The 13,147-nt window shown below is 71.0% G+C and carries 13 protein-coding genes; 3 read left to right on the top strand and 10 right to left on the bottom strand.

Going from position 1 to position 13,147, the window contains the following annotated elements; translation table 11 throughout:
• Positions 1-30 precede the first annotated feature (30 nt).
• Entirely contained in the window at positions 31-1,035 is a 1,005-nt protein-coding gene (locus ACWDSJ_RS23740; RefSeq protein ID WP_450034303.1) for a LacI family DNA-binding transcriptional regulator, read from the top strand.
• A gap of 1 nt (position 1,036) precedes the next feature.
• Here ACWDSJ_RS23740 and ACWDSJ_RS23735 read toward each other — a convergent pair whose 3' ends face one another.
• From ACWDSJ_RS23735 to ACWDSJ_RS23715, 5 genes are all read right to left on the bottom strand, one after another.
• Positions 1,037-1,414 carry a cobalamin biosynthesis protein gene (locus ACWDSJ_RS23735; protein ID WP_450034301.1) on the bottom strand — a complete coding sequence of 126 codons (378 nt, stop codon included), beginning with the start codon at positions 1,412-1,414 and terminating at the stop codon, positions 1,037-1,039.
• Positions 1,407-2,816 carry a cobyrinate a,c-diamide synthase gene (locus ACWDSJ_RS23730; RefSeq protein WP_450034300.1) on the bottom strand — a complete coding sequence of 470 codons (1,410 nt, stop codon included), beginning with the start codon at positions 2,814-2,816 and terminating at the stop codon, positions 1,407-1,409. The genes ACWDSJ_RS23735 and ACWDSJ_RS23730 overlap by 8 nt, the downstream gene beginning before the upstream one ends.
• Entirely contained in the window at positions 2,810-3,424 is a 615-nt protein-coding gene (gene cobO, locus ACWDSJ_RS23725; protein WP_450034298.1) for a cob(I)yrinic acid a,c-diamide adenosyltransferase, read from the bottom strand. Before cobO ends, ACWDSJ_RS23730 begins: the two co-directional genes overlap by 7 nt.
• 150 nt (positions 3,425-3,574) lie before the next feature.
• On the bottom strand, positions 3,575-5,734 hold the full coding sequence (locus ACWDSJ_RS23720; RefSeq protein WP_450034297.1) for a magnesium chelatase subunit D family protein: 2,160 nt from the start codon (positions 5,732-5,734) through the stop codon (positions 3,575-3,577).
• A 9-nt stretch (positions 5,735-5,743) separates the two neighbouring features.
• Positions 5,744-6,124, bottom strand: a complete 381-nt coding sequence (locus tag ACWDSJ_RS23715) for a winged helix-turn-helix transcriptional regulator (RefSeq protein ID WP_450034295.1) — start codon at positions 6,122-6,124, stop codon at positions 5,744-5,746.
• Between the two features lie 65 nt (positions 6,125-6,189).
• Here ACWDSJ_RS23715 and ACWDSJ_RS23710 point away from each other — a divergent pair, with 65 nt between their 5' ends.
• Complete coding sequence (locus ACWDSJ_RS23710) at positions 6,190-6,807, top strand: NAD(P)-dependent oxidoreductase (protein ID WP_387356146.1); 618 nt, start codon at positions 6,190-6,192, stop codon at positions 6,805-6,807.
• 44 nt (positions 6,808-6,851) lie between these two features.
• On the opposite strand, the gene ACWDSJ_RS23705 is transcribed toward ACWDSJ_RS23710, so the two are convergent.
• Both ACWDSJ_RS23705 and mqo read right to left on the bottom strand, forming a co-directional pair.
• Entirely contained in the window at positions 6,852-7,301 is a 450-nt protein-coding gene (locus ACWDSJ_RS23705) for a GNAT family N-acetyltransferase (protein WP_387356145.1), read from the bottom strand.
• Between the two features lie 12 nt (positions 7,302-7,313).
• Complete coding sequence (mqo, locus tag ACWDSJ_RS23700; protein ID WP_450034413.1) at positions 7,314-8,864, bottom strand: malate dehydrogenase (quinone); 1,551 nt, start codon at positions 8,862-8,864, stop codon at positions 7,314-7,316.
• A 151-nt stretch (positions 8,865-9,015) separates the two neighbouring features.
• Here mqo and ACWDSJ_RS23695 point away from each other — a divergent pair, with 151 nt between their 5' ends.
• Positions 9,016-10,044: an alpha/beta hydrolase gene (locus ACWDSJ_RS23695; RefSeq protein ID WP_450034293.1), complete on the top strand. Its 1,029-nt coding sequence runs from the start codon at positions 9,016-9,018 to the stop codon at positions 10,042-10,044.
• A 4-nt stretch (positions 10,045-10,048) separates the two neighbouring features.
• On the opposite strand, the gene ACWDSJ_RS23690 is transcribed toward ACWDSJ_RS23695, so the two are convergent.
• The 3 genes from ACWDSJ_RS23690 to map form a co-directional block, all read right to left on the bottom strand.
• Complete coding sequence (locus tag ACWDSJ_RS23690; protein WP_450034291.1) at positions 10,049-10,612, bottom strand: alpha/beta hydrolase; 564 nt, start codon at positions 10,610-10,612, stop codon at positions 10,049-10,051.
• Positions 10,613-10,697: 85 nt separating this feature from the next.
• Positions 10,698-12,236: a cobyric acid synthase gene (locus ACWDSJ_RS23685; protein ID WP_450034290.1), complete on the bottom strand. Its 1,539-nt coding sequence runs from the start codon at positions 12,234-12,236 to the stop codon at positions 10,698-10,700.
• Positions 12,237-12,279: 43 nt separating this feature from the next.
• Positions 12,280-13,143 carry a type I methionyl aminopeptidase gene (map, locus tag ACWDSJ_RS23680; protein WP_450034289.1) on the bottom strand — a complete coding sequence of 288 codons (864 nt, stop codon included), beginning with the start codon at positions 13,141-13,143 and terminating at the stop codon, positions 12,280-12,282.
• Between the last annotated feature and the right edge of the window lie 4 nt (positions 13,144-13,147).

Raw genomic sequence — 13,147 nt, 5'->3', positions numbered from 1 at the left:
CGGTGCGCGGGCGAGCAGAGTGGGGCGAATGTGACTGTCGAACGCGCGACCCTCGCCGATGTGGCCCGGCGGGCTGGCACGTCCACGGCCGTGGTCAGCTATGTGCTCAACGGTGGCCCGCGGCCGGTGTCGGATCGGTTGCGCGCGCGGGTCGTGGCGGCGCTGGACGAGTTGAACTATCGGCCCGATCGCGCGGCGCGCGCGTTGCGGCGGCCGCGGCGCTGGCGGCATGTGGGCCTGCTGGTTCCGGATGTGCGGTTGCCGTTGTTCGGGACCCTGGTGGGGCACATCGAGGTCGAGGCGCGCGCCCGCGATCATCTGACGCTGATCGGCAACACCGGATACGACCCCGAGCGGGAGATCGAATTCGCCTCGGCCTTCGTGGATTCCGGGATCGAGGGGCTGATCGTGGTCGGCGGCGCCAATGGCGCGGCGACGGCGGAGCTGTGCCGGGGGGCGCGCATCCCGATCGTCTGGGTGCACAACAATCGCGATCCCGTCCGGTCGCAGGTGGTGGGGGCCGACCATGTGCGGGCGGGGACGCTGGCGGCCCGGCATCTGGTGGCGACGCATCGACGCGAGAACGTCGCGTTCGTGGGCGGTTTCGCGGCGGGGGACGTCGAGCACGGGGATCGGGAGACCGTCGCGCAGCGGTACGAGGGGTACGCGGCGGTCGTGGGGTCGGTCCGGCACATCCGCACCGATCTCACGCCCGCGGGGGCGTATCGCGCGGTGCGCGAGCAGCTGTCCGCCGGGGATCCGTTCGACGGCGTCGTCATCGGAACCTACGGGCAGGCCGCGGGAACGATGCGGGCGATCACGGACGCCGGGCTGCGGATTCCGGACGATATCGCGGTGGTCGGATACGACGCCGATACGGCGAATCCCTATGCGCCGCAGATCCTCACGGCCGTGCAGCAGCCGATCGACGAGATCGCGCGGGTGGCGTTGTCGCGGGTGCTCGCGGCGGGCGAGGCGGAGGCTCCGGCGCCGATGGGGGTGCGGCTGGCGATCGGGGAGACCTGCGGGTGTTGAGTCAGGCGGGCCGCACGGGGGCCGCCGCGATGGTGACGCCGCGAATCACGCGCTTGGCGAACAGGAGTTCGGCGGATCCGGCGGCCGCGAGCGCCGCCGCCTCGGCGACGCTGGGCGTGCCGACCGCCGCGACCGTGCGCGCGGCGGGCGTCGGAACCGGTATCTGGTTCAGTTCCGCGGCGGCGAAGGCGACGGTCGCGACCCCGAGTTCGTGTGCTGCGGCGAGGAATTGGGGGTCGGCGGCGCGGCGGTCGATGGTCGCGAGGCAGTGGATTCGGGCCGTGCCGAGGGCCGTGCGGATCGCGGTGACGAGCGTTTCGGCGGGGGTGCCGGGGCGGAAACCCACGCCCACGGCGAGTTCGATCGTGGGGTCAGTCATCGGCTCGGGCGGCGAATTTGCCTGCGGCGCTGACGAATCGGGCGATCATATCGGGATTCCCGGCCGGGTGGGTGTGCAGGTAGGAGGCGTGCACGCGGTGGACCGCCGCGCCCTCGCGCACGGTCTCGCCGGTGGGGCCGCGCCAGGCCCACGCGGGGTGTTCCGAGCGGGATTCGGTGAGGCGGGTGCGGTGGAATTCGTGGCCGCGCACGCGTTGTCCGGCCGACCAGAGCGCGGAATCGGTCAGGGCCACGGCGTCTCGGTAGCCGAGGGTGAGGCGTGGGCCGAATTCCGCTGTGGCGTCGAGGACTCCGGCCATGCGGTGGCCGTCGAGGGAGCGGGTCAGGTAGAGCAGGCCCGCGCATTCGGCGTGGATGGGCAGGCCCTGGTTCGCGGCGGCGGCGACCGCGTCCAGTAGGCGGCTGTTGGCGGCGAGGTCGGCGGCGTGTTCCTCCGGGAAACCGCCCGGCAACACCAAACCCGCTGTGCCGCTGGGAAGTTCGTCGCGCAACGGGTCGAAGACCCGAATCCGCGCGCCCGCCGCCGCGAGCAGTTCGCGATGTTCGGCGTAACCGAAGGTGAAGGCCGGACCACCCGCCATCGCCACCACGACGTCGCGCTCGGCGATCGCGGGTTTCGCGTGGTCCGACGACTCGACCGCCGCGAGGGGGTCCCAACTCGGCCCCGTCATCCGCGCGTCCGCCAGCCGCACCACGGCCGGAAGATCCACATGCTTGGCCACGAGTTCGGTCATCGCGGCGACGGCGTTCCGCGCGGCGGTGCCGTGCTCGACGGCGGGGATCAGGCCCAGATGCCGTGAGGGAACGGCCAATTCGGCCATGCGGGGCAGGGCGCCCAGCACCGGAAGGCCCACCCGATCGCAGGCCGCCCGCAGCACCTGTTCGTGACGTTCGCTGCCGACGCGATTCAGGATCACCCCGCCCAGCCGGATTCCGCTGTCGAAGGTGGCGAAACCGTGCAGCAGCGCGGCCAGGCTCTGGCTGTGGCCGCGGGCGTCGACGACGAGGACGACCGGGGCGCCGAGCAGGGCGGCGACCTGGGCCGTGGAGCCCTCGGCGACGGGGCCGGTGTGGTGGTCGTCGATGCGGCCGTCGAACAGGCCCATCACGCCCTCGACCACGGCGATATCGCAGTCGCGGGCGCCGTGCCGGTACAGCGGCACCACCCGTTCGGCGCCGACCAGGACCGGGTCCAGATTGCGGCCGGGCCGTCCGGCGGCGAGGCCGTGATAGCCGGGGTCGATGTAGTCCGGGCCCACCTTGAACGGCGCCACCCGATGCCCCGCCGCGCGCAGCGCGCCGATCAAACCCGTTGCGAGCGTGGTCTTTCCGCTGCCCGAGGCGGGCGCGGCGATCACCACCGCGGGCGGCGGGTTCACCATTCGATGCCCCGTTGGCCCTTGCGGCCCGCGTCCATCGGATGCTTCACCTTGCTCATCTCGGTGACCAGGTCGGCGGCGTCGAGGAGGGCCTGGGGGGCGTCGCGGCCGGTGATGACGACGTGCTGGTTACCGGGCCGGTTCCGCAGCGTCTCGACCACCTCGTCCACATCGACCCAGCCCCATTTCATCGGATAGGTGAACTCGTCTAGCACGTAGAACCGGTGCCGCTCCTCCCCGATGCGCCGCGCGATCTCCCGCCACCCCGCGAGCGCGTCGGCCGCGTGATCTGCCTCGCTCCCCTGCTTGCGCGCCCACGACCACCCCTCCCCCATCTTGTGCCATTCGACGGCCCCGCCGACCCCGCTCTCCTCGTGCAACCGCCCCAGCGTCCGAAACGCCGCCTCCTCCCCCACCTTCCACTTCGCGCTCTTCACGAACTGGAACACGGCGACATCGAACCCCTGATTCCACGCCCGCAACGCCATCCCGAACGCCGCCGTCGACTTCCCCTTCCCCGCCCCCGTATGCACCGCCAACACCGGCAGATTCCGCCGCTGCCGAGTCGTCAACCCATCATCGGGCACCACCACCGGAACACCCTGAGGCATCACATCTCCTTCCGCTCCCGCCCACGTTGCCATACGCCTCCCCCTCCCTAACCCCACCCCCATACCTCACCAGCGCCAACCCACCTCAGTGCCTGGCCAGCGCCAATTCACCTCTGTACCTCGGCCCGGCGCGCCAGCGCCGGGTCGAGGTCACGCCGCCCTGCTCCCCGACGCTCTCGTGCGCACGACGTCGGCGACCGAATCGCCGGTGAGGCCGGCCAATTGGAGGTATGTGGCACGAAGGTCGTGGGCCAGGTCGAGGGCCAAGCCGAGGCGGATCATGCCGCGTTCGCAGTCGATGACGACGGCCGTCACCTTCTCGTGGGCCAACAAGCGGGCGGCGGTGCGGGCGCGCGGGACCGGGTCGGGGCCGCCGGTGGCACGGCCGTCGGTCAGGAGGACCAGGAGGGGGCGGCGGTGGGGGTCGCGGGCGCGCTCTCTGGTGATGATCTCGCGGGCCTTCAGGAGGCCCTGGGCGACAGGGGTTTTGCCGCCGGTGCGGAGGGTGGCCAGGCGGCGGACGGCGATGTCGACCGAGGATGTGGGGGGGAGCACCAACTCGGCTTCGGACCCGCGCATGGTGATGACGGCGACCTTGTCCCGGCGCTGGTAGGCGTCGCGGAGCAGGGTGACGATCGCGCCGGTGACGGCGGCGAGGCGGTCGCGGGCGGCCATGGAGCCGGAGGCGTCGACGACGAAGACGACCAGATTGCCTTCGCGCCCTTCGCGATACGCGCCGCGCAGGTCGGCGGCCTCCAGTTCCAGCGCGCCCGAGCGGCGGCCGCGTGCGTGCTGGTGGGGGGCGGCGGCGAAGAGGGTGCCGAGCAGGTGCAGGCCGCCGGTGGTGTCGGTGGTGGAGCGGACGATTCGGCCGTGCCGGGTGCGGGCGCGGGAGCGGCGGCCGGGGGCGCCCTCGCCGACGCCGGGGATCTCCCAACGAGGCGGGCGCGCAACCGAATCGGCGGGAGTTCCGGCGCGCCCCTCGCGCCCTCCGCCCGGCGCGCCCGGCCCGCCGTCGGGGTCGTCCGGGCCGTCGGGATCATCCGGCGGCCCAGGGTTTTTCGGCCCCGCCGAGTTGTCCGGCCCCTCGGAGTCATCTGCCCCCGCCGAGTTGTCCGGTCCGTCGGGGGCATCCGACCCCTGCGGGCTGTCCGATCCTTCGGGGGCATCCGGCCCCTGTGAGCTGTCCGACCCCTCGGAGGCGTCCGGCCCCTGCGAGCCGTCCGGCCCCTCGAACTCATCCGCCCCCGCCGAACCGGAGTCCCCCTGATCCTCGTCCGACCCCGAATCCTCCCCGCCCGCAGCCGCTTCCGCCCGCGACGCCTCCTCCTCGGCCCGCCGCATGGCCTCGTCGAGCTGCTCCTCGCTGATCCCGGGCTCGTCGAACGGGTCGCGCCGCCGCCGATGCGGCAGGGCCAGTTCGGCCGCGATCCGCACATCCTCCGCGCTCACCCGGTCCCCGCCGCGCCAGGCCGCGTGCGCGGTCGCGGTCCGCGCGACGACCAGATCCGCGCGCATCCCGTCCACATCGAACGCCGCGCACAGGGCCGCGATCCGGCGCAGCTCCACATCGTCGAGTTCGATCGCGCCCAGCCGCACCCGCGCGGCCAGAACCCGTTGCGCCACTTCGTGATCCGCCGCGGCGTACCGCGCCGCGAAACCGGCCGGATCGGCCTCGTAGTCCAGTCGCCGCCGCACCACGGCCATCCGCACGTCCACCTCGCGGGAGGCCGCCACGTCCACGGTCAACCCGAACCGGTCCAGCAGCTGCGGCCGCAGCTCACCCTCCTCGGGATTCATCGTGCCCACGAGCACGAACCGCGCCGGATGCGAATGCGACACCCCGTCGCGCTCGATGTGCACCCGGCCCATGGCCGCCGCGTCGAGCAGCACGTCCACCAGATGGTCGTGCAGCAGGTTCACCTCGTCGACATAGAGCACCCCGTGATGCGCGGCCGCGAGCAGACCCGGCCGGAACGCCTGTTCCCCGTCGCGCAGCACCCGTTCCAGATCCAGCGACCCGACCACCCGATCCTCGGTCGCCCCGACCGGCAGCTCCACCAATCGTGCGGGCCGCTCCCCGCGTTCGTCGACCACCGGCGGCAGCAGCCGCGCCAGCGCGCGCACCACGGTCGATTTCGCGGTCCCCTTCTCCCCGCGCACGAGCACACCGCCGATGCCGGGATGCACCGCGCACAGGATCAACGCCAGCTGCAACCGTTCCTGCCCGACCACCGCCGAGAACGGGAACCCCGTTTCGTCACGGGGCGCATCTACGGATGTGGCTGGGCGATCGCGGGAATCGGGCACGACCCAACTCTAGGCGGGCCGTCCGAGCCCTTGTTCGGAGCCCTCGTCATCGGGATCGTAGACGTCGAGCGGCTCCTCGTAATGCTCGGTCGTCCACGCGCAGATGACCTTCAGCGGTTCCAGCACGCTGCGCCCGAGGGCCGTCAGCTCGTAGCTGACCGCGCGGCCCTCGACCGTGCGCGTGACCAGCCCCATCCGCTCGAGCGTCCGCAGCGACTGCGTCATCACCTTCGGCGTGATGCGCGCCAACGGCACCCGCAGCTCCGAATAGCGCCGCGGTCCGTCGGCCAGACACCACAGCAGCAACGCCCCCCATTTGTCGCCGATCTTGAACGGCAACACCGAGGAGGGGCACACCTCGTCGAACATCTGCGGGTCCAGGTGGGACATATCGCCAGGGTAGCCGCGCGCGAGGTATCCGATCGGAAACCATGGCCCTGGCTAGCGTCGCCGACATGAGCACCATCATCGTTTTCGGAGCGGGCGGCCGAGCGGGCCGCACCATCGCGGCGGAGGCCCGGGCGCGCGGCCACCGGGTGACGAGCGTCGTGCGCGACCCGTCGCGCTACCCGGATCTCGACACCGTCGCGGGCGACGTCACCGACCCCGACCAGGTGGCGAAGCTGGCCGCCGGGCACGACGCCGCCGTCCACGCCGCGGCCTCCCTCCCCGACGCCGCCGAATTCTTCCCCGCCGCGGCCCACGCCCTGCGCACCGCGCTCCCCACCGCGGGCGTGGAACGCCTGATCGTCGTCGGCCTCGCCTCGAATCTGCCCACCGCCCAAGGCATTCCGCTGCGCGACACACCGGAACACCCCACCGAGTACCGCGCGTTCGTCGACGCGCACGCCGCGGGCACCGACGTCATCCGCGCCGCGGACCCGGAGCTGAACTGGGCGATCCTGGCCCCCTCCGGCGACTTCGATCACACCGGCGACCCGGTCGGCGGCTACCGCGCCGCCCCGGCCGAGATGCCGCTGCGCATCACCTATCCCGATTTCGCCCGCGCGGTCGTGGACGAGATCGAACGCCCCACCGTCACCCGCGCCGCCCTGACCGTCACCGCCCCCTGAAACACGATGTCCCGCAACCGTTTCCGGTTGCGGGACCCTTCGTCTCAGCCGCGGCGCATCGGGATGTGCGGAATCCCGTCCTCGATGTACTCCGCGCCGTCCGGCTTGAACCCGTGCTTGGTGTACATGTCGACCAGATAGGTCTGCGCGTTCAAACGCACGGTGTGCGAACCGGTTTCGGCGAGCGCCGCCTGCAACAGCCGCGTGGTGTAGCCGTGTCCCCGGGCCGCGGGCGCGGTGCACAGGCGGCCGATGCGGAACGACTTCACCCCGTCCTCGTGCTCCTCGAGCAGCCGCAGGGTGGAGATGATCTCACCCTCGTCGTCGAGCCACAGATGCCGCGTCTCCGGCAGCAGATCGCGACCGTCCAGTTCCGGGTAGGCGCACTTCTGCTCGACCACGAACACCTCGACGCGCAGTTTCAACAGCTTGTAGAGCGTCGCGGTGTCCAGATCCGCGGCCCACGACCTTTTGAGTACAACCGTTGACATCATCGAGTCTTGCTATCACATAGCCGCGCTCTGCGCGACCCCGGCCGAGGTCGGCGTGTTGTCGGTCAGGCGCAGCGACTTGCTCGTCCAGTCCCAGACCTCCTGGTAGAGCGCCTGGTTCTCGGACAGCTTCACGCCCAGCGACGGCACCATCTCCTTCAGCTTGGGCATCCACGCGGTGTACTCGGCGGGGAAGCAGCGCTGGATGACGTCGAGCATGGCGCTCACGCAGGTCGACGCGCCCGGCGACGCGCCTAGCAGACCCGCGATCGAGCCGTCGTCGGCGGTGATGACCGCGGTGCCGAACTCGAGCACCCCACCCGCGCCCTTGCGCCGGATGACCTGCACGCGCTGCCCGGCGGTGATGAGTTCCCAGTCGTGGCCGTCGGCGCGCGGGACGAACTCCTCGAGCGAATTCACCCGTCCGCCCTGCGATTTCAGCAGTTCCGAGATCAGGTACTTGGTCAGGCTCATCTCGGTGAGGCCGACGCCGACCATGGAGAACAGGTTGTTGGCCCGGATCGACTTGAACAGGTCGGAGTTCTTACCCTCCTTGAGGAACTTCGGCGTCCATCCGGCGTAGGGGCCGAACAGCAGGCCCTTGTTGCCCCGGATGACGCGAGTGTCCAAGTGCGGCACCGACATCGGCGGCGCGCCGACGGCGGCCTTGCCGTACACCTTGGCCTCGTGCTGATCGACCAGTTCAGGGTTGGTGCAGCGCAGGAACAGTCCGCTCACCGGGAACCCGCCGATGCCCGCCATCTCCTTGATGCCGGACTTCTGCAACAGCGGCAGCGCGTACCCGCCCGCGCCCACGAACACGAAACGCGCGTTCACGGTGCGGGTTTCGCCGGTGCGGGTGTTGCGCACCTTGACGTTCCACCGGCCGTCGGACTGCTTGGTCAGATCCCGCACCTCGGTGCCGAAGGCGATCGAGGCCCCGGACGCGCCGAGGTGGGCCAGCAGTTGTTTGGTCAGCGAGCCGAAGTCGATGTCGGTGCCGCCGTCGGTCCAGTTCAGCGCGACCGGATCGGAGAAGTCGCGCCCGCGCGCCATGAGCGGCAGGCGGCGGCGGAACTCGTCCTCGTCGTCGATGTACTGCATGGTGTCGAACAGCGGGTGCCGCGACAGCGCCTCGTAGCGCTTGCGCAGATAGTCCACGTTGTCGGCGCCGTGCACGAAGCTCACGTGCGGGATGGGGTTGATGAACTGGGACGGATCGCCCAGCACCCCGTTCTCCACGCCGTAGGCCCAGAACTGCCGCGACACCTGGAAGCGCTCGTTGATATCGATGGCCTTGGTGATGTCGACCGAGCCGTCGGCGTTCTGCGGCGTGTAGTTGAGCTCACACAGCGCGGAGTGGCCGGTGCCCGCGTTGTTCCACGGGTCGCTGCTCTCGGGCGCGGCGGCGTCCTTGCGCTCGAACAGGCTGATGGACCAGTCGGGCTGCAACTGACGCAGCAGTGCACCCAGGGTGGCACTCATGATGCCGGCACCGATGAGGACTACATCGGTCTTTTCAGTCATCGCAGCGTTCGGCACGGCTCGTTCGACTTCCTTGTCCAGCGCGGGTGGCAACTTCAGCGGGAAGGTTACCCGCAGTTCACTTCAACTCGATTCTGCCCCTGGCCATGCCCGTTTCCGAAGTGGTCAACCGCGGATGTGACGGATTCGGCTCGTGTCCGCCGAGGTCGAGCGGGTCGAATATCCTGGGACTGTGACGAACGAAACGCAGGTCGCGCGGCCGGACACCGGCACCTGGCAGCCCGATGTGCTGGGTCCGGACTACGAGCAGCTGACCATCCCTTTGGGCGCGGATCCCGACGGCGAGGGCACCGTCGAGGCCACGGTGGTGCGCTATCGCGCCGCGACCGACGACACCGCCACCAGCGCCGTGCTCTACCTGCACGGCTTCACCGACTACTTCTTCCAGCGGCACGTGGCCGAGCACATGGCCGCCCGCGGCTACCGCTTCTACGCGCTGGATCTGCGCAAGTGCGGCCGCTCGTACCGGCCCGGCCAGACCGCGCACTACGTCACCGATCTGGCGCTCTACGACACCGAGCTGAACCGCGCGCTCGAGATCGTGCGCGCCGAGACCGGGCTGCCGGTGCTGGTCATGGCGCATTCGACCGGCGGCCTGGTGGCCTCGCTGTGGCTGGATCGGCTCAACCGGGCGAAAGGCGCGGCGGCGCAAGGCATTACGGGTGTGGTGTTGAACAGCCCGTGGTTCGATCTGCAAGGCCCGTCCTACTACCGCACGGTCGGCACCGCGCTCATCCACGGCCTGGGTCGGCTGCGCCGGATGGCCAAGCTGCCCGGACCGGAGGCGTCCACCTACGGCGACAGCCTGCACCACACCGTCTCCGGCGAGTGGGACTACAACCTGGACTGGAAGCCGCTGACCGGGTTCCCCGTCCATTTCGGCTGGCTGCGCGCGATCCGCATGGGACACGCCCAGTTGCAGCGGGGGCTGGACATCGGCGTTCCGGCGCTGATCCTGCGCTCCAAGGTGACGAAGTTCATGCGCAAGTACGGCCCGGCCGCCGATGTGTCCGATGTCGTGCTCGACGTGCGCCAGATTCAGCGCTGGGCGGGCTGCCTGGGCGACCGCACCTCGATCGTGCCGCTCGAGGGCGCGCGCCACGACGTGTTCCTGTCGTCGGAGTCGGTGCGCGCCAAGGCTTTCGAGGAACTCGACAACTGGCTGACCTGGCTCGAACGGTTCGACGCCGAGAAGGGCTGAGCGCTCACCACATCCCGCTGCGGAGCACGATCTCGGTCGCCAGTTCGTGATCGGCCTCCGCGGCCGGATCGGCGACGTCGACCTCCGCCACCCGGAACTCGCCGTAGACGTGGCGGCCGGACGCCTCGGCGACAGCCCGGGGCAGCGTCTTGGTGGCGACGACCGTGGTCGGGATCTCCACGGCCGGGCAGGCGGAGTCGAGCACGCCGCCGTCCGCGCCGGGCACGGCCGGATGGCCGCGACCGGCCGCGACCAGGGCCATGAACCGGCCGAAGCCGCGCGAGCACAGCTGCCAGGCCAGCTCCGCCCCGGCGCCGCAGCCGACCACATTGGCCCACGGCACGCCCAGGTCGTCGAGGATGGCGTAGACCCCCGCCGGGTCGAGGCCGTCGATCGATTCGATCGCGACCGTGCGCAGGTCGGAGTTGTGCAGCCGCGCGCTGAGGGCGTCGTAGACATCGGGCGGATTGCCCGTGTCGGGCAGCAGCAGCACCGTGTGCCGAGACTGCGGGCCGCCGACGCGTACGGTCCAGACGTGGTCTCCCACCGCGATCTGCCGAGCTTCCATGCCGACCCACGCTACACCGGCGGACCCCCGCCGGACCGCGTGTCGCTGAACACGATTCGGGCCGGTCATACCGGTTCGGCGGGGGCTAGAGCGACGCTTTGTCCGATGTCACATCGACGGTCAGGACCGGCGTACCGGCGGGCGCGCCCTCGGTGATGAGGCGGTCCAGCCGCGCGAGGTCCAGATGGGTCTCGATCAGGTCGGCGAGCAGATCCAGCTGACCGGCGCGCACGGCCGCGACGGAGGTGCCGGGCGCGACGACGAATCCGGTGCGCCCGGCGCGGGCCGCGACCTCGGTGAGCCAGGCGCGGCGGAAGTCGTCGGATTCGAGGAGTCCGTGCAGGTGGGTGCCCCAGATCGCCTCGCGCGCAGCGCCTTCGGGCGCGCCGTCGATCGCCAGCCACGCCGGGTCGGTGGCGCGCCGGACCCGGCCGTGATGAATCTCGTAGCCGCGCACCGGGATTCCGTCGGCCGAGTGGCCCGCGGCGCGGCGCAGGGTCTTGGGATCGGCGAATTCGATGTCGAGGTCGAGCAGGCCCAGTCCGGCGATCTCGCCCGCGCCGGATTCGACGGTGTCGAGGATGCGGCGGCCGAGCATCTGATAGCCGCCGCAGACGCCGAGGATGGGCCGCCCGGCGGCGGCGCGCTCGGTCAGGGCCGCGGCGATCCCGGTGCGGCGCAGCCAATCCAGATCGGCGACCGTGGATTTGGTGCCCGGCAGCACGACCAGATCGGCGTCGGCGAGGCGGGAGGGTTCGCTCACCCAGCGCACCGCGACACCCGGCTCGCACGCCAGGGCCTCGACGTCGGTGGAGTTGGACACGCGCGGCAGCCGGACGGCCGCGACGGTCAGCCAGTCCCGGCCGAGCGGCGGGCGCGGGCGGCCGACCGGGGCGTCGGCGATCGTGCCGAGGGAGTCCTCGGCGTCGATCCAGAGCTCCTCGGTGTAGGGCAGCACGCCGAGGGTCGGGCGGCCGGTGCGCGCGGTCAACTCGTCGAGACCGGGGCGCAGCAGGTCGACGTCGCCGCGGAACTTGTTCACGATGAAGCCCGAGATCAGTTGCTGGTCTTCGGGTTCCAGGATCGCGACCGTGCCGAACAGATGGGCCAGCACGCCGCCACGATCGATGTCGCCGACCAGCAGGACCGGCAGGTTCGCCGCGCGCGCCAGGCCCATGTTCGCCAGATCGGTGGCGCGCAGGTTGATCTCGGCGGGTGAGCCCGCGCCCTCGCACACCACGACGTCGAATTCGGTGCGCAGCGAGGCCAATTCGTCGGCCACCACCCCCCGCAGCCACTGCCGGTGCCGGAAGTAGTCCGTCGCCCCGACCGTCTCCACGGCCCGCCCGCGCACCACCAGCTGCGAGCGGCGGTCGCTGCCCGGTTTCAGCAGGACCGGGTTGAATCGCACGCTCGGTTCGAGCCCGCACGCGGCGGCCTGCAACGCCTGCGCCCGCCCGATCTCGCCGCCGTCGAGGGTCACCACCGAGTTGTTGGACATGTTCTGCGCCTTGAACGGCGCGACCCGCACCCCGCGCCGCGCCAGCATGCGGCAGATGCCCGCCGCCACAACGCTTTTCCCGGCGTCGGAGGTGGTTCCCGCGACGAGGAGCGCGCCCTTCACCGGCCACCCCTACCGGGCGAGGTGGGCCGGGACGGACCCGGACTCACGGCAGGGTGAGGATCTCGGCGCCGTCCTCGGTGACGACCAGGGTGTGCTCGAACTGGGCAGTCCACTTGCGGTCCTTGGTGACGACGGTCCAGCCGTCGTCCCAGATCTCGTAGTCGATGCCGCCGAGGTTGATCATGGGCTCGATGGTGAAGGTCATACCGGGCTCGATGACGGTCTCCACGGCGGGCTGGTCGTAGTGCAGGATGACCAGGCCGCTGTGGAAGGTGGGGCCGACGCCGTGCCCGGTGAAGTCGCGGACCACGCCGTAGCCGAAGCGGTTGGCGTAGGACTCGATGACCCGGCCGATCACATTGAGCGCGCGGCCCGGGCGGACGGCCTTGATGGCCCGCATGGTCGCCTCGCGGGTGCGCTCGACGAGCAGCCGCGCCTCCTCGTCGACGTCCCCGGCGAGGAAGGTGGCGTTGGTGTCGCCGTGCACGCCATTGATGTAGGCGGTGACATCGATGTTGACGATGTCGCCGTCCTCCACGACCGTCGAATCCGGGATGCCGTGGCAGATGACCTCGTTCAGCGAGGTGCAGCAGGATTTCGGAAAACCCTTGTAGCCCAACGTCGACGGGTACGCCCCGTGATCGCACAGGTACTCGTGCACGATCCGGTCCAGCTCATCGGTGGTGACGCCCGGCGCGACGGCCTTGCCCGCCTCCTCGAGCGCCTGCGCGGCCAGCTTGCTCGCCAGGCGCATCTTCTCGATCGTCTCCGGCGTCTGCACCCACGGCTCGCGGCCCTCGTTGGCGGACTTCTTCCACGCGTACTCCGGGCGCTCGATCGAACGCGGCACCTCTCGCACGGGCGAGAGGGTTCCGGGGGCGAGCGGCTTGCGGGTGCGGACAGACATGGTT

This window comes from Nocardia sp. NPDC003482 (genome assembly GCF_053588115.1).
Note: the sequence above shows the minus strand (reverse complement) of the source record. Positions and strands in the feature narration are given on the sequence as shown.

Bases quoted from the DNA above. Each gene is read 5' to 3' on its own strand.
- ACWDSJ_RS23735 (WP_450034301.1), bottom strand. From the start codon at position 1,414: ATGACTGACCCCACGATCGAACTCGCCGTGGGCGTGGGTTTCCGCCCC.
- ACWDSJ_RS23730 (WP_450034300.1), bottom strand. From the start codon at position 2,816: ATGGTGAACCCGCCGCCCGCGGTGGTGATCGCCGCGCCCGCCTCGGGC.
- cobO (WP_450034298.1), bottom strand. From the start codon at position 3,424: ATGCCTCAGGGTGTTCCGGTGGTGGTGCCCGATGATGGGTTGACGACT.
- ACWDSJ_RS23715 (WP_450034295.1), bottom strand. From the start codon at position 6,124: ATGTCCCACCTGGACCCGCAGATGTTCGACGAGGTGTGCCCCTCCTCG.
- ACWDSJ_RS23710 (WP_387356146.1), top strand. From the start codon at position 6,190: ATGAGCACCATCATCGTTTTCGGAGCGGGCGGCCGAGCGGGCCGCACC.
- ACWDSJ_RS23705 (WP_387356145.1), bottom strand. From the start codon at position 7,301: ATGATGTCAACGGTTGTACTCAAAAGGTCGTGGGCCGCGGATCTGGAC.
- ACWDSJ_RS23690 (WP_450034291.1), bottom strand. From the start codon at position 10,612: ATGGAAGCTCGGCAGATCGCGGTGGGAGACCACGTCTGGACCGTACGC.
- map (WP_450034289.1), bottom strand. From the start codon at position 13,143: ATGTCTGTCCGCACCCGCAAGCCGCTCGCCCCCGGAACCCTCTCGCCC.